We start from the raw sequence: 17,514 nt of genomic DNA, 5'->3' as shown, positions 1-17,514 counted from the left end.
AAGTAAACATAAGGAATAAAAAAGCCCGCTCAAAAGCAGGCTATTTTTATTCAAATCGGCAGACCGATCATCATTCTAAGAAACGAACCGTTACGCCAGATTTGACTTTACGGCCAAGATCATTGGCATCCCAGTTAGTCAAACGAATACAACCATGTGATGCTGTTTTCGAAATGCTAGACGGGTTTGGTGTTCCGTGAATACCAAATGATTTCTTGCTTAAACCAATCCAGATATTCCCGACAGGACCGTTAGGACCCGGTGGTAAAGATAGTGGTTTTAAATTTTTACCTTGTACAAAGTTAGAAGGTGAGTAGCTGTACCAAGGGTTTGGTGCAACACCTGTTACTTTATAGGTTCCGGTTGGAGATGGTGTATCCGCACTACCAATGGTGGCAGGGAATGACGCGATCATTTGATTTTTACTATTAAATAAGTACAGTTGTTTCGCGCCTTTATGTGCAACAATCAAGTGAATACCTTCAGGCAAGTCATTACGTACATTACTGACCAGTAATTTTTCACCAACTTTATTAAAGTTGGCATTTGGATTGAGTTTCTTTAAAAAATTCTCATCCATATGGAATTTTTCACTCAACATTTCACTGACACGCGTGTAGTACAAGCCTTTCATTTTTGCCTGTAACGCATAATCTGAAGGAATAGACTTGGCAAATGGGCCTGCCAGATCTTTTTCAGTAATGGTGTATTCAACAAAGGTTGGCTTAGAACCCTGACGTGCAACTAGTTTATCCCAGGTTTCCTGAGTCAAAACACCTGTCGGTTTAATGCCATTCATTTGCTGGAAAGATGCAATCGCTTTTAGTGTGTTTTTACCGCTGGTTCCGTCAATCGCACCCGGTGATGCATGAGCATTATTCAGCATGACATGCGCACGTGCGTAAACTGGGAATTGACCTGCACCGATATTTTCATACCATTGGGCATTGTTTAAACCGTCTAAAGTCCACGAAGCTTTGGTCGCTGCAGAGTTAGTCGGTGCTTTGGTATTTGGTGCTGCGCCAATAGAAGCAGTCTGCTCTTCGGTATCCTGTAGCTTATTCAGCGCTTCAGATGCCTGTTTTAAGTCTTGTTGTTCTTGTGCGGTAATTTGCGCTTCTGCAGGTGCTGCTTGGGCCGCTGAAGCTTCAGTTGCTAATGGATCAATCGGATCTTGCACTGCAACATCAGTCACCACTTGGGGTTTTAATGGTTGTTCAGCAGTAGACGCGGCAAAAACTTGACCTGCGAAAATGCAACCTAGACTCACAGCGAGCATTGTGCGAACGAACATGTAACTCAACCTTAAGAATTATTTCTTTAACTATGTGAAAAAACACTATAAGTATTACAGAAAAAATGTGGAGATGCAGTAGTTGTTTTGTGTAAATCACTAGGTTGCCGTTCAATCCGATCGGTTTTTAAAGTTGCCAGAAGTTATTAAAACTGCGGCCTTTTTGCTATGATGTTGGCAATGTCAAAGAAAGATGGGAATGTGAATGACGACCTTAAAAAATGATCGTTTTCTGCGCGCATTGTTGCGTGAGCCTGTAGATGCTACGCCAGTATGGATGATGCGTCAGGCTGGCCGTTATTTGCCTGAGTACCGCGAAACGCGTGCCAAGGCAGGAGATTTCCTTTCGCTTTGCAAGAATACTGAACTGGCCTGTGAAGTGACTTTGCAGCCTTTGCGCCGTTATGATCTTGATGCCGCGATTTTATTCTCAGATATCTTGACGGTTCCGGATGCTTTGGGACTGGGGCTGTATTTTGAAGCTGGTGAAGGCCCGAAATTTCACAAGACCATCCGTACCGAACAGGATGTAGCCAATCTGCCTGCATTTAATGCCAAGTCGGATCTGGATTATGTGATGAATGCCGTTTCGACCATTCGTTCAGCCCTGAGCGGTCAGGTTCCTCTGATTGGTTTCTCGGGCAGTCCATGGACTCTGGCAACGTATATGGTCGAAGGTGGTTCAAGCAAGGATTTCCGTTTTACCAAACAGATGATGTATGCGCAGCCTGAAGTTTTGCATGCTTTACTGGATCGTCTGGCTGATGCAGTGACTGAATATTTGAATGCGCAGATCGATGCGGGTGCACAAGCGGTACAGATCTTTGATAGTTGGGGTGGGGCATTAGCACATCGTGAATATATCGAGTTCTCGCTGAACTATATGCAGAAGATTGTCGCTGGTTTGCAACGTGAGAAAGACGGCCGCAAGATTCCGGTAATTCTGTTTACCAAAGGTGGCGGTCAATGGTTGGAACCGATGATTACGACAGGCGCAGATGCATTTGGTCTGGACTGGACCACGCCATTGAATGTCGCTCGTCAAACGGTTGCTGGTCGTGCAGCACTTCAGGGTAACCTGGATCCTGCAACTTTATATGGTTCATCAGACACCATCATTAAAGCGACAAAAGCCATGCTGGATGATGCCTATGCCAATGGCGAGAAAACCGGTTATATTGCCAATTTAGGTCATGGTATTACCCAGTGGGTTGATCCGGCGAATCCAAAAGCATTTATTGATACCGTACATGAGTATAGTGCCAAATATCTTTAGGATGTAAACCTTGATCGATCTATTCAAATCAGGGTTTGAATTTACTTATAAGGCAGCTTCGGCTGCCTTATTTGGGATTTTACTCCTGCTCGCTTTTGCGCTGACTGCTTCTATGGGCAGCGATCTCTTCATTGGTTTTTACCGGTATGACTATCTGCTTTTTTTTGCTTTGCTGATTCAGGTGATATTGCTCTATACCAAACTGGAATCCTGGGCTGAAGCCAAAGTGATTGCGTTATTTCATCTCATGGCCATGGTGATGGAAATCTTCCTGACCCATCCGGCAATTGCTTCCTGGCATTACCCTCAACCCGCAATATTTAAAATCCTGACCGTGCCTTTATTTGCCGGTTTTATGTATTCTGCGGTCGGCAGTTTTTTTGCGCGCTCTTTACGTCTATATCAGGTTTCATTTGAAAAATTGCCGCGTTTTAGCCATATGCTGACATTGGCTGTCTTGTCTTATATCAACTTTATGAGCAAGTTTTTTATTCCCGATTATCGGGTGATTTTATTTGTCTGGAGCGTGATCATGTTCTGGAAAACCAGAATTCGCTTTCAGCTGAATCGGCATACTTTTCAGTTGCCGATGTTACCCGTACTGCTGATTCTGGCGTTTATTATCTGGATTGCCGAGAATATCAGTACCTTTTACCAGATCTGGCTCTATCCAAGCCAGATTGAGCAATGGCATATGGTGGGATGGGGCAAACTGGGCTCCTGGTATTTGTTGTTACTGCTGAGTCTGGTGTTGGTGCTGAAAATTTTGGGACAGCGTAATTCACAAGGCGATTGGGCGCTCAAGGAACAGTAAAATCAATCAGGTTATGTTTATGTAAAGCATACATTTTTTCAATTGCGCCAAACTTGACTTGTCGCTACTCTGCTGAGTATGTAATTTAAATTACATTATTAGAGTAATAACAAAGATTGCATGAGAATAATTGGAGAATAACTATGTTGAAAAAAATTATGCTGGCGGCGGTATTGGCGACTGGTTCAAGCATGGCGATGGCTGACCGAGATGTCGGTTGTGGTATCGGAAGCCAGGTATGGGCGGGTCAGTCTGGTATTATTCCTAAACTCTTTGCAGGTACGACCAACGTTCTGTTCACGAATCAGTGGCTCGGGATCACTTTTGGTACTTTAGGTTGTAGCCAGGGCGGTACCGTAACCGCTCAAGTGGTGACCTTTACCAATGAAAACGCTGAAGCATTGGCGCGTGATATGGCAGTTGGAGAGGGTGAAAGCCTGAATGTTCTGGCTGAACTTTTGAATATTAAATCTGAAGATAAAGCTCGTTTCTTTAGCGTTTCCAAGCAGAATTTCTCTGAAATTTATTCCGAAGAAAACCAGAATACATTACAAGTTTTAAGCACCTTACAAACTGTGATGGCCAAAGATGAAGTATTGAAATCCTACATCTGATCCGCACCCTAAAAACCCTGCTGTTCTGGCAGGGTTTTCTTATGACTAAAAGAAATTGATGAGAATAAGTTAACTGAATGAAATATGCGTTCTTCATGTTGGGCCTGACATTCAGCCCTTTAAGTTTTTCTAGCGAAATTAATCCAGACATCCAGCATTATATCGCTCAGGCCGAAACTCAGCGTCTGGATCAGAGCACTACCTGGCAACGTCTCATGTATGCCAATCCCCAAGGTCATAGCGAGGTTAACTATTCGGGCTATTTCCTGGCAGAGCAGGGAAAAACTGATCTAAAAAAAGAAATGCAGCATAACATTCAGGCTTTATTCCTGAGCGCAGAGCCGAATCAGTCCGTCCGCTGTAAGTTTCCTGCACGCAGCAGCTGGTTAATGCAGCAATTGAATATTTCCGAGCAACAATTGCCTGCGGTCAGTTGCCCGGATTTGGATAAATGGATTGGCGAGGTCAAGCCTTATGAGGCAACCCTGATCTATGCCACGGATTTTATGGGTAATCCCAGCTCGATGTTTGGTCATACCTTGTTGCGTCTGGACCCTAAAGACCAGCAACAACTCAATCTGATTTCTTATGCGGTCAACTATGCTGCGACGGTCGATGGCAATGACAACTGGTCCTTTGCCTGGAAAGGGCTGACTGGACAATATCCGGGTGAATATTCACTGATGCCGTATTACCGCAAGGTCAAAGAGTATGGTGACTTTGAAAGCCGGGATTTGTGGGAATATGAATTAAACTTAAGTCCGCAAGAAACCAGGTTTTTGGTACAGCATCTCTGGGAAATGCAAAATGTAAGTTTCCCTTATTATTTTATCAGTGATAATTGCGCTTATCGCCTACTGGGACTGTTTGATCTGGTACGTCCCGAGCTAAATCTACAGAAACAGTTTAATTCGACTGCGATTCCGATTGAAACACTAAAAGTAGTAGAACAGCAGGGCTTGATCAAACAGAAAGTTTACCGTCCGGCGCTTGAAACTCAATTGCTGGCACAGTCCAGACAGCATGGCAAAGCGCTGGCAAAAACTGCGCATCAGCTGGCTTATGCAGAAACAGGTGCAATGCCTTCAATCTTGCAGCCCTATCCGGCAGAAGATCAGGCCAAAATTCTGGAAATGGCCTATGATCATTTATATCTGGACTTTCTCCGACAAACAGTCGATAAATCATTTTCCCAGCCACGTTTTCGCAAGTTATTAGGCTTAAGAAGTCAGCTGAATATCGAGAAGCAGCGTAAAGCGCCTGAACGTCCAAAAATAGACCCGGTACAAAGCCATCATGCACGGAATATCAGTCTTCAGGCCGGACAGGTTCAGGGTGAATCCTTTGTCCAGCTAGGGCATCGGCAGGCTTATCATGATCTCATCGACCCGCAAGGCGGTTTTCGAACCGGCACACAATTGCTGTTTCTGGATGGGGCTTTGCAATATCGTGACAGTGAGCTCAAGCTGGAACATCTGGATCTATTTACTGTCAATTCCTATAACCCGGTCAATCCGTTTAATACGCCATTATCTTGGGGTTTTAATTTGGGCTGGAAACAGGAGGCACTGGATGCGCATGGCCAGTTTAGTGACGATGAACAGCATGGCGTCGCCAGCTTAAAAACTCAGGGTGGTTATAGCTGGGCAAATGCCAGCCGTGAACATCTATGTTATGCACAAATGCAAACTCAGCTACAGGCAGGCAAGGCACTGGATCAGGGCTGGCGCGTAGGTGCAGGCCCTACTGTGGGGTGCCAGAATATCTGGAGCGATCAGATCAACAGTCTGGTGCAGGTGGAACTGCCTTATTGGGAAGATTCGCATCGCTGGCAGCTGAAACTGAATACTGAAATCCAATATGCATTCAATCCACAACATGCACTTCGGCTGTCTTGGGAATATCAGCAACAGCAGTCCAAAGACTGGGATCAATGGAGTCTTGGTTTGATTCGGTATTTTTAAGATTTATTTAAAACTATTGATAAAGTGCTGTGTATCCATGAGGCTACTGTTTAGTTTTCCCTTGTATAAAAAGATTGGCTTGATTTGGTACAAATAATCTGGTCGATATTTTAGGAAAAATACCTGATATTTGTTATATTTATCACATAATGTGAGTACAAATTGCAAGGTTTTGGGGAACAGACAGTATGAATAATGAATGCATGGCAAGACTGGCCGAGCAATGGGAACAGATCTGTCAAAATTATTCATCTGATGACTTATTGCATGCCTTTCATTTTATTCAAGATCATTCCCTGATTCTGGTGGAAGAATTCTATAAAAACATGCTCATTGAAAAGGAATCTGCAGAATTCTTTTCCGATGACTTGATTCAACAGCGCTTGCGCGACACTTTAAATGCCTGGCTACTTGAAAGCTTTGGTGTAGGGATTAATAAACGCTATGCCGATGCCGTGCAGAAACAGGCGATGGTGGGGCATGTGCATGCGCGTGTCGGAATTCCATCCTGGCTGATCATGCGCGGTGTACGTGAAATTGAGCGTAAAATGTTTGAACTGCTGGATGAGAATCCTCATCACAGTATGTTGACTACCTGCAGTTATATTGTCCAGATCATGGGGTTTGCCACAGAAGTCATGTGCCGATCTTATGAAGCCAAAACAGCCATGAATCAGGAAATTAAACACAGTTATCGTGTTTTTTCAGCGATGCAGGATGTGGCCGTACAAAAAGATAAACAGCGCAGTTCATTGCTAGACTGGGAAAATGAGCTCATGTTCAAGGTCTTTTCTGAGCATGAAAAATTGAATCATCCGATGTTGTCCAAGTCGGAGTTTGGTTTATGGTTTATTCATAAAGCCTCTTATGCTTTTACCGGCTCTGACCAGGTCGATTTAATCATTGAACGAATTTATCAAGTCGATGAACTTAATCAAGATATTATGGACTGTACGGACAAAAACAATATGCTGGGACTGATCCAACGAATCCGTGACTTGAACCGTGAGATTCAGTTGTTAGTAGATCAGTTATTTCAGGTGGCCGAATATATTGAATCAGGTAATGATTCATTGACCCAGTTATTGAATCGTCGTTATTTGAATACCATTATTTCACGTGAAATCACTTTTTCCCGTAAGAATCATACGCCTTTGTCTTTACTTGCCATTGATGCTGATTATTTCAAAAGTATTAATGACAAATTTGGACATGCAGCAGGTGATCTGGCCTTGAAATTTCTGGCCGAAGCATTGCAAAAATACAGTCAGGGCAGTGATTATGCTTTCCGGGTCGGCGGTGAAGAGTTTTTGCTATTACTGGTGGATACTGATGAGAAACGTGCCCTGAATATTGCCGAAAGTATTCGTAAATATATTGAAAATGGCATGATTAATTCGGCACAAGGCCAGCAGTTTAAATTTACGGTCAGTATTGGTTGTGTGCTTTATGATGGACATCCGGATTATCAGCGCTTCCTGAATGCGGCAGATTCTGCCTTGTATATGGCGAAGAACAACGGGCGTAACAGAGTTTATATGGCTCATCAGTCCTTGAACCCTGTCGCACAGCCACTCTCAGTTTAAATGAAAGGTTTTTAGCCAGTTGCAGACTGCTGCTCTATAAATTCCTGAAATTTCTGTTTTTGCTGGAGATATTCGGGATGATTTTTAGCTTCATCCCATTTCTGTTTAAAGATTTTGGCAGCAGCGGCTTTAACCGGATCTTCATGATTACGTGGCAGCTCGGAACGGCCATGCGCACCACTCAAGCCTTTTTTATCCTCCGGAACCGGGCCATCGTATTTTTTGCCACCTTTATGATTGGCATAACGTCGGGCACGGGTGAAACCCATCTGTAAAAACTTGCGTGCCATGTCCGCACCGATAAAATCTTCTTGCTTTAAATAGTCCAAGAAAAGCTGATAGATTTTCTCGCTACTCGCTTGGGCTTTTGCTTCATCTGCAAAGCGCCAGTGTGGCAGGATTTCCGATTTATAAGGCTCAACCAGTAATACACCTTGTTCACCACGGCCAATCCGGTAGAGCTGGGGTCGTTTACGAAAATTAATCTTTGCAAAGTCCAGAAAATAATCAAAACTATTCGAAACTACACGTGACGGACGTTTTGGTGGGGTTACTTTGGCAGATGACTTCATATTCGGCCTTTTCTGAAATTTAAAATGACTCAATATTTCAGCTAATACAAATTATAAAAACGAAAGGACAAGATACAGAAAAGCCCCTGTCATTTAGAGCTAGGGGCTTTCATTTTACTTCGATTTTTTTGAACTGGTCTTCGAGGTTTTAGCCTTGGTTGACTTGCTCTTAGAGGAGCTACTCGACTGCTTTTTAGCAGGCGCCGATTTTTTTGAAGAAGACTTTTTCACTTTAGTGTCGTCTTTACTCTTGTTGCTGCTTTTCGCTTTAGCCGGTTTTTTCGCGGAAGAGGTCTTTTGGTCTTTCGCTTTATCACTGGCTTTTGAGCTCGAATTTTTCTTCGCCTTCACTTTTTCATCTTTGCTGGCATTGTCTTTCTTAGAAGATGCCGCTTTAGATTTACTGCTCGCCGCTTTTTTAGTGACTTTGCGATCACTGTCTTTGTCACTACTCTTATTCGACTTTTTCAGTTTCTCATCTTGGGTCTTTTTAGCAGTTTTTGCTGATTTTTTGCTGTCTTTCGCCTGGTTATTTTTACTATTCGCCATGGTTACTTTCCTTATCATTAAAAATCAATCAGAAAGATATAAAGCGCTTTGCTGTATATCAACTTCAAATTACTTTAATGGGAGAGCGGCAGGATTAAAACTTTATCGTGTATCCAAGTGTAGGCTTGTTGCAAACACAAGCAGGAATTGTTTGAGTTCTAGACTGAAACATAGCAAGTTTTGGGACAGGTCTTTAAACCCTGTTACCAGGTGTTATTTATAGCAAGTGAGCTTTTGAATTAAGTATTGATATCCTCTTCCTTTAAAAGCAAAAAACCCCGAATGATCGAGGCTTTGAGTAACTTATTTTTAAGCTTTAATAATTAATAGCTTTCTGGAACCGCACTTAAAAATTCACGACGTGTTTCTTTGTCGGTTTTAAAATCACCAATAAATGATACCGTACGTGTGGTTGATTCCTGCTTGCCTACACCGCGCATCATCATGCACATGTGCGCAGAATCAATCATTACTGCAACACCGCGTGCTTTGGTGACTTCAGCCACTGCTTCTGCAATTTGCTGAGTCAGATTTTCCTGAATCTGCAAACGGCGTGCAAACATTTCAGTAATACGGGCAAATTTAGACAGGCCTAAAACATGACCTTCTGGCAAATAGGCGATATGTACGCGGCCATAAAATGGCAATAAGTGATGCTCACATAGCGAATAAAATTCGATGTTTTTAACCAGTACCATTTCACGGTTATCGGAAGGGAAGACCGCCTTGTTGGTCACTTCTTCAAGTGTCTGGCTATAACCCGAGGTTAAATATGAAAATGCTTTCGCAGCGCGCACAGGCGTATCTTTGAGACCAGGGCGATTTAGATCTTCGCCAACGGCAGTAAGAATGTTTGCGTAGGATTGCTGCATAGTCATATGACGTATTCACTTAAACTGAGAATGAACAAGGACGGCATTGTAGCAGAAAACTTTTACAATGCCTTGTTTTGAGGCTAAAACCGTTTACTGTTTGAACTTTGGATTCTTTTCTGCACGTTTGAGCAGAACCAATACCGCACCGGTACCACCTTGCTTTTCAGGTGCACTGACAAAAGCCAAAACATCGCGATGCTGACGCAGCCAGCCGTTGACATAGGTTTTTAAAATCGCTTCCGGACCTTTGCCATGTATGATTTTAATCACGTTCTGGTTTTCATCTTTGGCGATCTGGATAATCTGCAGCACGGCTTGACGCGCTTCTTCCACGGTACAGCCATGCAGATCCACAGCTTCAAACCAGCGCAAGTTACCGGCTTTCAAGTCTTCAAACACTTTATGCTGCAAGGTGGCGATGCGATAGCTCAAGTTGGCCTGACTGCCGACAGGATTGAGCATGGCCTGAGTATCTGATAAAGCCATTGCCTCTGTTTCCAGCGGGCCAGTAGCCGCTGCACGCTTTGCCAAGATTTGTGCATCCGGCTTTTTCTTGCGTGGTTTGTCCAGTTGAACCGTATTTCCCGATTCAATTTTTTGTACGCCCTGCATTTGCTTGCGGAATAATTCCAGTTCTTCTAACGCTTCTTGCTCGACAGTCTTTTCAACAGGTGCAGCAACGACCGCAGGTGTTTGCGGCTGTGTAATTTGCTTCTTAAAAGATTTCAGCAGGTTGTACTGATCTTTAGATAATGAAGAATCGTGTTTACTCATAATGTAAAAACAAGGGAGATGCGGAATTTACAAGAATTATAGTCTGAAAATAGACAAAGGAGAACTGAATTGCGTTCATGACATTGCTGAGGATTTTAAATACGCTCGAGAATCTATGATCTACTTTTCAATATTGAAAATAAAAAAGCCCAATCCTGAGATTGGGCTTTTTTAATGCTTAGGTGAGCATTTACATTTTAAACCGCTTCAGGCTCACCAAACAGATCGCGGAAAGCATGATCCGGACGTGGTTGTTTCATGAAGCTTTCGCCGACCAGAAAGGCGTGAATATCATTTTTCTGCATCATCGCAACATCCGCAGGTGTGGCAATACCACTTTCAGTCACCAGCAGGCGTGAAGGGTCCAGTAATTTTTTCAAACGTAATGATGTGTTTAAATCCACATCAAAGGTTTTTAAATTACGGTTATTTACACCGAGCAGACAACGATCAGAAAGTTTTAAAGCACGGGATAGTTCTTCTTCATCGTGAACTTCAACCAGTACATCCAGATGATGTTCAAATGCAGTTTTAGACATTTCTTCTAACTGCTGGTCAGACAGGCAAGCCACAATTAGCAAGATACAGTCTGCATGCAGGGCACGTGCTTCGATAACTCCATAAGGATCGATCAGAAAGTCTTTGCGCAGTGCAGGCAGGTCGCAATGTGAACGGGCAATCTGAATGTTGTCATCGTGACCCTGGAAAAAGTCTACATCGGTCAGCACCGATAAACAGGCTGCACCTGCCTCCTGATACTGTGCTGCAATTTCCGCAGGGTTAAAGTTCTCGCGAATAATGCCCTTGGATGGCGAAGCTTTCTTAATTTCAGCAATGACACCCGGACGTTTCGACACTAAAGACTGGGCAAAACCACGCACAGGTGATGCACCTTGTGCCAGTTCTTCCAGATCTTTATAGCTTTTCTGCTTTAAACGTAGGGCAAATTCTTCTTTTTTACGGTCAACAATTTTGCCTAAAATTGTATTTGCGATATCCACCATGATCAAAATCCCTGACCGAATTAAGCTTCGTAATGTTTAATAGTTTTGGTAAATTCAGACAGTACACTCATTTTCTCAAGTGCCTGACCGCCATAGATAATGTCATGTGCCAGCGCAACACCTTGCTTATAGCTGCTGGTCAAACCGGAGACATAAATACCTGCGCCGGCATTCAGCGCGATCATATTGGCGGCTTTATCGCCGATGTCTGATTTTTTCTTGCCCAGTGCATCTTTGATTAAAGCCAGACTTTGCGCAGAATCTTCCACAATCAGTCCGGTCAGAGTTTGCGATTCAATATCGACCGATTCAGGAATAATTTCCCATTCGGTGACTTCGCCATTTTTCAGTTCAGCAACATGAGTTGAAGAGGCTATACTGATTTCATCCAGACCATCACGTGAATGTACTACCATCACATGTTCAGCACCGAGCTGTTTCATAACTTCCGCAATCGGACGGCAGAGTTCATTGGAAAATACGCCAATGACCAGACGTTGTACGCCAGCCGGATTGGTTAAAGGACCGAGTAGGTTGAAAATACTGCGAATCCCCAATTCTTTACGTGGGCCGATTGCATATTTCATGGCTTGATGATGATTCGGTGCAAACAGGAAGCCGACACCGACATCACGGATACAGCGTTCAGTCTGCTGCATATTCAGGTCCAGGTTAATCCCGGCCTGTTCCAGTAAATCCGACGAACCTGATTTGGTCGAAACGCCGCGGTTACCATGTTTGGCAATGGTTGCGCCCGCTGCTGCAATTACAAATGCAGAAGCAGTAGAAACATTAAACAGGTTCTGGCCATCACCACCTGTACCCACGATGTCCACTAAATATGGAATATCACTGACATCAATTTTGGTAGCCAGTTCACGCATAACACGTGCAGCTGCAGTAATCTCATCAATGCTTTCGCCTTTTAGGCGTAAGCCCATCAGCAGGGCACCAATCTGGGCATCGGTCGCTTCACCTGACATGATGGCACGCATCACGTCTTGCATTTGATCCTGAGTCAGGTGAATGTTTTTAGTAATATTGCTTAAAGCTTGTTGAATATTCATAAGATGTTCTTAGGCATAAATTTCGAGAAAGTTTTTAAAGATTTGATGACCATGCTGGCTCAGAATCGATTCAGGATGGAACTGCACGCCTTCGACCGGCAATGTCTTATGTTTCACACCCATAATTTCTTCCATAGAGCCATCCGCTTCATTGGTCCAGCAGGTGACTTCCAGACATTCGGGCAAGGTAGCTTGATCAATCACCAGTGAATGATAGCGCGTTGCAGGAAATGGAGAAGGAAGATTGCTGAAAATCCCGGTATCACTGTGGTACATATCAGACAGACGGCCATGCATGACACGTTTGGCACGCACGATATCACCGCCAAATGCCTGCCCCATACTTTGATGACCAAGACAAACGCCCAGTAAAGGAATTTTGCCAGCAAAATGCTGAATGGCAGGAATAGAAATTCCTGCCTCACTTGGCGAGCACGGGCCGGGGCCAATCACTAAATACTTAGGTTGCCATCGCTCTATATCTTCCAATGTCACGGCATCATTACGGACTACTTTTACTTCTTGATTCAGTTCGCCAAAATATTGGACGATGTTATAAGTAAAGGAGTCATAGTTGTCGACCATGAGAAGCATATCGCACGTAACCTCTTGAAAATTGTGAAAATGAGCATCTTTATTTCTAATCGTTACTCACTATGTTACTCACTTTTAGAAAAGTGACTGATTTTGCAGGCATTAAAAAGCCGCTCAATCAAGCGGCTACTTTACCAGTTTTTGAATGCCTTGTGACAACTTCGTTCACATAACTATTTAGGTAGTAACTTCGTGGACCATCTTTGCTTGGCTGGTCAATTTCTCCTTTTTTGATCCTGTCATATAAAGTCGGCTCACTCATATTCATTGGTTCTCTCCTTGGCTTCATGAGCCTTCAAGTATTCAAATTTTGCATCTGCCCAGTTCTTTGCATCATATGGGCTTAAACCTTTTTTCTTGCACCAGTCAGCGCACCAGAGCCACTGCACATCATCAAATGGGGTTGGCTCAACTATTTGATCAGTACTATCCATCACGCCACCTCATAGAAGCGCTTGGCTTCTTCAAAATTTGATGTAGTAAGTGGTGATGAGCCTTTTTTGTAGCATTCAACAATCTCACCATATTTAAAAACTTTGCATGCTGTTGGTAGGTCAAAGCACTGGTACATCGGCTCTTTAAACCAATCTTCTGTGTAAAACATTTGTTCTTGGTGGTCTTCGGCTGTGCCTTCCCACTCTTGAACCTGAAAGTATTCATCAAATGATTCGATCATGAACTGATTGCCTTCAGCCTTAGTCATTGCTCTGTAACGAGCCAAAGCACGTTCAGCAATTTCTTTTGATACGGCAGGTGACTGCTCATGCGGACTATCATCTTCAGGGCAGATTCCTACGCACCACAATTTATTCTTTTCCATCACGCCACCTTCACATCTAAATAATCAGGGTTATCCAGGTGCTCTTCATATTCACCAAATAGCGCCTAACATGCTGCATTACCTGTTAAATCACTTTTTAAAAACACATAGCTCAATGCTTTGCGTGTACCTTTGCCCGAGAAAGTAGTACTACCGTCAGCAAGCTCTTTCTTTGTATAACCCAGCTTTTCAAGCCATAATTTGAAGCCCACTTGGTGCTTCTTTTTAATTCTGAAGATCATTTGTACCCCCAGGTATTCACAAAATTTCGCAGGCAATCGTCAATACCGAATAGATTGATATTGCGATAAGTTCTAACCCGGCCCTTGTACTGCACAAGCAGCACGCGGGTCATTGAAGAGTAGGAATAACTCATGAAGCCTCCCCAGTTTCAGCAGCTTGAATCAAGGCATCTTTGCGCTGTGCATACAGAGATCAGGTGAAACTCCGATGACCCAAGAACTGGTGAATCAGATTTTACTTGAAGTGAATGCCCATTACGAACCACGTTTGAACGCAGGCTTGATCACAGACACCCAGATGTATTCAAACTTCGTGAAGTGGATCAAGCGTAAATACACTCAAAAAACGTATCAGTCTTCTGAAAAACAAAATTCTAATCTGGATGTGAATACAGCTTGGGCAGACCAAGCATCGCAACATCACGCAGCAGTGAATTCACCAGTACATATCCCGGAGGACTTTGTATGAACGCAATGTCGATGCTGACTCAGGGATTAAAACAAACACACGCGATCTGCTCAGAGCACAAAATAGCAATGGTTCAAGCCGGTCCATACCACAAATGTCCACAATGCGCCGTAGAATTTCTGGAAGAGCAAAAGCGCAATGCACAAGCTGAAATTGATCGCACTGTACGTGAAAAACACTTTGCTGGGGCAATGCTTCCAGAGCGCCATGCAACATCAGGTTTTAAGAATTACAACGTTCAACACGCTGGACACCAGAACGCACTGAATCAGGTTGTTTCCTTTGCCAAGAACATGATCAATGGCCATAAAAACAACTTTGTGATGGTGGGACCTACTGGTACAGGAAAAACTCATCTCAGCTGCGCAACAGCTCGAACATTGCTCAACAAGGGCAAGTATGCACGCTACATCACCAGCGAAGATCTGGCACAGCGAATCATGAACGCATGGGAGCAGCCGGACGCTACAGAAAAATCTGTGATTTATGATTTCAGCCAGTATGACCTGTTGATCCTGGATGAATATGGATTGCATGACCGTGATAAACGCCGTGAGCTAGTTCACAAAGTTTTATATGCACGCTATGACCGGATGAAGCCGACCATGCTGATTTCTAATCTGACATTAGCTGAGCTGCAGAAAGACTTGGGTGATCTTCTTTGGTCTCGTTTTCAACAGGGTGGATTAACCGTAGTTGAATGCAATTGGACAGATCAGCGTGTAGGGGGTGGGGTGTGAATACAACAATTGAAGAATTTTTGAAAAATGGTGGCGAGATTAAGCAAATTGATTCTGATGATCAGTCAAAAATCCATAGGAAAGTTAGCTTTGAAGATCAGATAAGTTTGATGCTTTTTGCTTGTTATGCCACTACGCCATTTTCAGTGAAGGACGTGCAAGAAGCTGTTTTTGATTTCCATAGAACCACTATTTACAGCCTGCTTCAGGAGCATGTCAAAGGTGGTTATTTGGAGCGTGTATCAGAGAGTCATTACCGTGCAACTGCATATGCCAAAGACATTATGAATGTAAAGGGTGAAATTGCCGTATGAAGGATCTAAACAAAGCGCTGATGTTTATTTTCATGGCTATTGGCGCCGTTGTATTGAGGGTTTGGGGTGAATGACCAGCTACTCAATCGCTGAATACAAGAAAATGGTGAAAGCCACCAGAGCGAAAGGGCGTTCCAAGCGCCCTAAGGTTAAAAGTGAAAAGATACCGAATGAGTTTGAAGCAAAGCTGGCCAGAGAATTAAAGACTTTAAAAATTGAGTTTGAGCAGGAATTTGAGTTTCACCCAAAGCGGAAATGGAGAGCTGATTTCCACCTGGTAGGAAAAAAGATACTGGTAGAAGTTGAAGGTGCGATCTGGAGTGGAGGAAGACATACCAGAGGCAAGGGGTATATCGGGGACATGGAAAAATATAACGCCGCAACCATGATGGGTTTTCAAGTATTAAGGTTTAGTACAGATCAAGTGAAGTCAGGTCACGCGATCCAGCAAATTGAGAAGATGGTAGGGGATTTGGGATGAATGCGACGGTAGCTGAAAAGATGACAAATATTGAATGGTTGGGGCAGCAGTTAAGAGCCAAAACAGCAAATTATGAAGCAGATACACCACCAACAAATGAAATCCCTGTCAATTGGGAAGATCGTTGTGGCGCAATTGCTTTAATGCCAAATGATGAAACCAAGGCTTATGCGTCAATTTTGGTATGGGGTGATTATCGAGACAATACGGATAATTATTCCGTGGTCACAAAATACATCTCAGATTACTTATGGCGTATGGTGCAAGAGGAAATGGATAAGCAGCGTGAAAGTTTTGATATGCCGCAATTCTGCAAACACATTGCACGCATGGAACTGTTTTATTCATTGCGTCCAAAGTTGCGTGAATACCATACATTGAAAGGCCGCTTAGTATTTTCAGGAATTGATTATATTGAACCAAATACTTATTCAAAACGCTATGCATGGCTAGGTAATGCAGTTGAACTTTTGCTCAAAGAGTTGAACGATGAGGTAGAGCATTATGCAGGCCAGTACCGGAAAAATTTAAGAAAATTGAGTGTTTGACATCCTATATGGATGTAAGGTATTCTTTTTCTATACTGGTCGTATTACGGTTCAACCGAGACCAAGTCATTAAAGCTCATCGAAAGGTGGGCTTTTTTGACATTATTTATTCATAAAATTAAGTGATAATGCCTTTTTGTTTTTGAGCTCTAATTGAAATGGCGATTTTAACTGTTAAAAAACTAGAAGATACTCTCGGTAAATTAGTGGCTGAAGGCAAAAAGCCTGAAAAGATTTTATTAGGCTATAAAGTGTATGGCGAGCTAATGAATGATCGTAGCTTTTTTGAGGAAGTGGCTGGCTCGGCAATGGATCCAAACAAACGAAAATATAAAAATATTAAAATTAAGGTTACCCAAGACGAATACCAGTTTGAAGTGAAGTGTTCAAAAGAATAGGTTTAAGCATCAAGGAAAGCTCTCCAAATGGTGGGCTTTTTTAATGCTTAGAATTTATTACCTGAAAAGAAAATTAACTTAAGTTCAACATTTGAAAACAGTTTCTTAATATTCTCTATACTTTCTGATCAAAGCCTTAGTGCTATATTGTTTTTGCGATAAGAAGAAGACGTAATACGAAGAAAATGACTGCAGCACGGGCCCGCTTATTTTGACGAGTAAGTGGGCTTTTTATTGCCTAAATAAAATGATTTTTACTGTTGATTAAAAAATAAATTTAGATAGAATCGTGGCCTAGATTCTATCGCTGTAGTTTCTTTCCAATTTCAGCCTCCTTTTCCCAAAGGAGGTTTTTTTTGCCTATTTTTCTTATGTCATGTGTTGCTGTATTGTTTGATAGGTCACATTGGCTTTGTTGCACAAACCTATCTGTAAAGGCTTTTTCAGCGATATAATTTTCAAATGAAGAAGCCTACACACAAAATCTACCGCACAACCAATTGGCCCGCATATAACCGA

Annotated in this window: 21 protein-coding genes and 1 pseudogene; 11 read left to right on the top strand and 11 right to left on the bottom strand. The window is 42.8% G+C overall.

What is annotated here, in order from left to right; translation table 11 throughout:
* Window positions 1–70: 70 nt before the first annotated feature.
* Window positions 71–1,294: a L,D-transpeptidase family protein gene (locus WFH18_RS04675; protein WP_004730187.1), complete on the bottom strand. Its 1,224-nt coding sequence runs from the start codon at window positions 1,292–1,294 to the stop codon at window positions 71–73.
* Between the two features lie 205 nt (window positions 1,295–1,499).
* On the opposite strand from WFH18_RS04675, the gene hemE reads away from it, so the two are divergent.
* The 5 genes from hemE (at window position 1,500) to WFH18_RS04650 (ending at window position 7,548) form a co-directional block, all read left to right on the top strand.
* Window positions 1,500–2,570, top strand: a complete 1,071-nt coding sequence (hemE, locus tag WFH18_RS04670) for a uroporphyrinogen decarboxylase (RefSeq protein WP_004279573.1) — start codon at window positions 1,500–1,502, stop codon at window positions 2,568–2,570.
* 10 nt (window positions 2,571–2,580) lie between these two features.
* Window positions 2,581–3,384 carry a DUF817 family protein gene (locus WFH18_RS04665; protein WP_004279575.1) on the top strand — a complete coding sequence of 268 codons (804 nt, stop codon included), beginning with the start codon at window positions 2,581–2,583 and terminating at the stop codon, window positions 3,382–3,384.
* A gap of 143 nt (window positions 3,385–3,527) precedes the next feature.
* Window positions 3,528–3,998 (top strand): DUF3015 family protein, encoded by a 471-nt coding sequence (locus WFH18_RS04660; protein WP_004279577.1) that lies wholly within the window; start codon window positions 3,528–3,530, stop codon window positions 3,996–3,998.
* A gap of 77 nt (window positions 3,999–4,075) precedes the next feature.
* Complete coding sequence (locus tag WFH18_RS04655) at window positions 4,076–5,962, top strand: Lnb N-terminal periplasmic domain-containing protein (RefSeq protein ID WP_004279579.1); 1,887 nt, start codon at window positions 4,076–4,078, stop codon at window positions 5,960–5,962.
* Window positions 5,963–6,150: 188 nt separating this feature from the next.
* The gene (locus tag WFH18_RS04650; RefSeq protein ID WP_004279580.1) at window positions 6,151–7,548 is read left to right on the top strand and encodes a diguanylate cyclase; all 1,398 of its coding nucleotides are present in this window, start codon (window positions 6,151–6,153) and stop codon (window positions 7,546–7,548) included.
* An 11-nt stretch (window positions 7,549–7,559) separates the two neighbouring features.
* Here WFH18_RS04650 and WFH18_RS04645 read toward each other — a convergent pair whose 3' ends face one another.
* The 10 genes and pseudogenes from WFH18_RS04645 to WFH18_RS04600 form a co-directional block, all read right to left on the bottom strand.
* The gene (locus tag WFH18_RS04645; RefSeq protein ID WP_004279582.1) at window positions 7,560–8,120 is read right to left on the bottom strand and encodes a DUF4385 domain-containing protein; all 561 of its coding nucleotides are present in this window, start codon (window positions 8,118–8,120) and stop codon (window positions 7,560–7,562) included.
* Between the two features lie 114 nt (window positions 8,121–8,234).
* Window positions 8,235–8,669 carry a hypothetical protein gene (locus WFH18_RS04640; protein WP_004646396.1) on the bottom strand — a complete coding sequence of 145 codons (435 nt, stop codon included), beginning with the start codon at window positions 8,667–8,669 and terminating at the stop codon, window positions 8,235–8,237.
* A 323-nt stretch (window positions 8,670–8,992) separates the two neighbouring features.
* The gene (gene folE, locus WFH18_RS04635; RefSeq protein ID WP_004730181.1) at window positions 8,993–9,541 is read right to left on the bottom strand and encodes a GTP cyclohydrolase I FolE; all 549 of its coding nucleotides are present in this window, start codon (window positions 9,539–9,541) and stop codon (window positions 8,993–8,995) included.
* 93 nt (window positions 9,542–9,634) lie between these two features.
* A complete protein-coding gene (locus WFH18_RS04630; protein WP_004279587.1) occupies window positions 9,635–10,318 on the bottom strand; it encodes a Smr/MutS family protein in 684 nt (227 codons plus the stop codon).
* 197 nt (window positions 10,319–10,515) lie between these two features.
* The gene (gene trpC / locus WFH18_RS04625) at window positions 10,516–11,322 is read right to left on the bottom strand and encodes an indole-3-glycerol phosphate synthase TrpC (RefSeq protein ID WP_004279588.1); all 807 of its coding nucleotides are present in this window, start codon (window positions 11,320–11,322) and stop codon (window positions 10,516–10,518) included.
* Between the two features lie 20 nt (window positions 11,323–11,342).
* The gene (gene trpD, locus WFH18_RS04620; RefSeq protein WP_004279589.1) at window positions 11,343–12,389 is read right to left on the bottom strand and encodes an anthranilate phosphoribosyltransferase; all 1,047 of its coding nucleotides are present in this window, start codon (window positions 12,387–12,389) and stop codon (window positions 11,343–11,345) included.
* Window positions 12,390–12,398: 9 nt separating this feature from the next.
* Window positions 12,399–12,983 (bottom strand): anthranilate synthase component II, encoded by a 585-nt coding sequence (locus tag WFH18_RS04615; protein WP_004279590.1) that lies wholly within the window; start codon window positions 12,981–12,983, stop codon window positions 12,399–12,401.
* A gap of 254 nt (window positions 12,984–13,237) precedes the next feature.
* Window positions 13,238–13,417: a hypothetical protein gene (locus WFH18_RS04610; protein WP_004279592.1), complete on the bottom strand. Its 180-nt coding sequence runs from the start codon at window positions 13,415–13,417 to the stop codon at window positions 13,238–13,240.
* On the bottom strand, window positions 13,417–13,803 hold the full coding sequence (locus tag WFH18_RS04605; protein ID WP_004279593.1) for a hypothetical protein: 387 nt from the start codon (window positions 13,801–13,803) through the stop codon (window positions 13,417–13,419). Before WFH18_RS04605 ends, WFH18_RS04610 begins: the two co-directional genes overlap by 1 nt.
* Window positions 13,803–14,045: pseudogene (locus WFH18_RS04600) on the bottom strand (hypothetical protein). The gene WFH18_RS04605 and the pseudogene WFH18_RS04600 overlap by 1 nt, the downstream one beginning before the upstream one ends.
* Window positions 14,046–14,253: 208 nt before the next feature.
* On the opposite strand from WFH18_RS04600, the gene WFH18_RS04595 reads away from it, so the two are divergent.
* The 6 genes from WFH18_RS04595 (at window position 14,254) to WFH18_RS04570 (ending at window position 16,995) form a co-directional block, all read left to right on the top strand.
* Window positions 14,254–14,514, top strand: a complete 261-nt coding sequence (locus WFH18_RS04595; RefSeq protein ID WP_004279596.1) for a hypothetical protein — start codon at window positions 14,254–14,256, stop codon at window positions 14,512–14,514.
* Entirely contained in the window at window positions 14,511–15,254 is a 744-nt protein-coding gene (locus WFH18_RS04590) for an ATP-binding protein (protein WP_336754655.1), read from the top strand. The genes WFH18_RS04595 and WFH18_RS04590 overlap by 4 nt, the downstream gene beginning before the upstream one ends.
* Window positions 15,251–15,568 carry a hypothetical protein gene (locus WFH18_RS04585; protein ID WP_004730172.1) on the top strand — a complete coding sequence of 106 codons (318 nt, stop codon included), beginning with the start codon at window positions 15,251–15,253 and terminating at the stop codon, window positions 15,566–15,568. Before WFH18_RS04590 ends, WFH18_RS04585 begins: the two co-directional genes overlap by 4 nt.
* Window positions 15,569–15,638: 70 nt before the next feature.
* A complete protein-coding gene (locus WFH18_RS04580; protein WP_004279602.1) occupies window positions 15,639–16,049 on the top strand; it encodes a DUF559 domain-containing protein in 411 nt (136 codons plus the stop codon).
* Entirely contained in the window at window positions 16,046–16,597 is a 552-nt protein-coding gene (locus tag WFH18_RS04575) for a hypothetical protein (RefSeq protein ID WP_004279603.1), read from the top strand. Before WFH18_RS04580 ends, WFH18_RS04575 begins: the two co-directional genes overlap by 4 nt.
* A gap of 158 nt (window positions 16,598–16,755) precedes the next feature.
* Entirely contained in the window at window positions 16,756–16,995 is a 240-nt protein-coding gene (locus WFH18_RS04570) for a hypothetical protein (RefSeq protein ID WP_004279605.1), read from the top strand.
* Window positions 16,996–17,514 lie beyond the last annotated feature (519 nt).

Source organism: Acinetobacter sp. USHLN143, assembly GCF_037145695.1.
Taxonomy (GTDB): Bacteria; Pseudomonadota; Gammaproteobacteria; order Pseudomonadales; family Moraxellaceae; genus Acinetobacter; species Acinetobacter fasciculus.
This window is presented reverse-complemented; position numbering and strand designations above follow the sequence as displayed.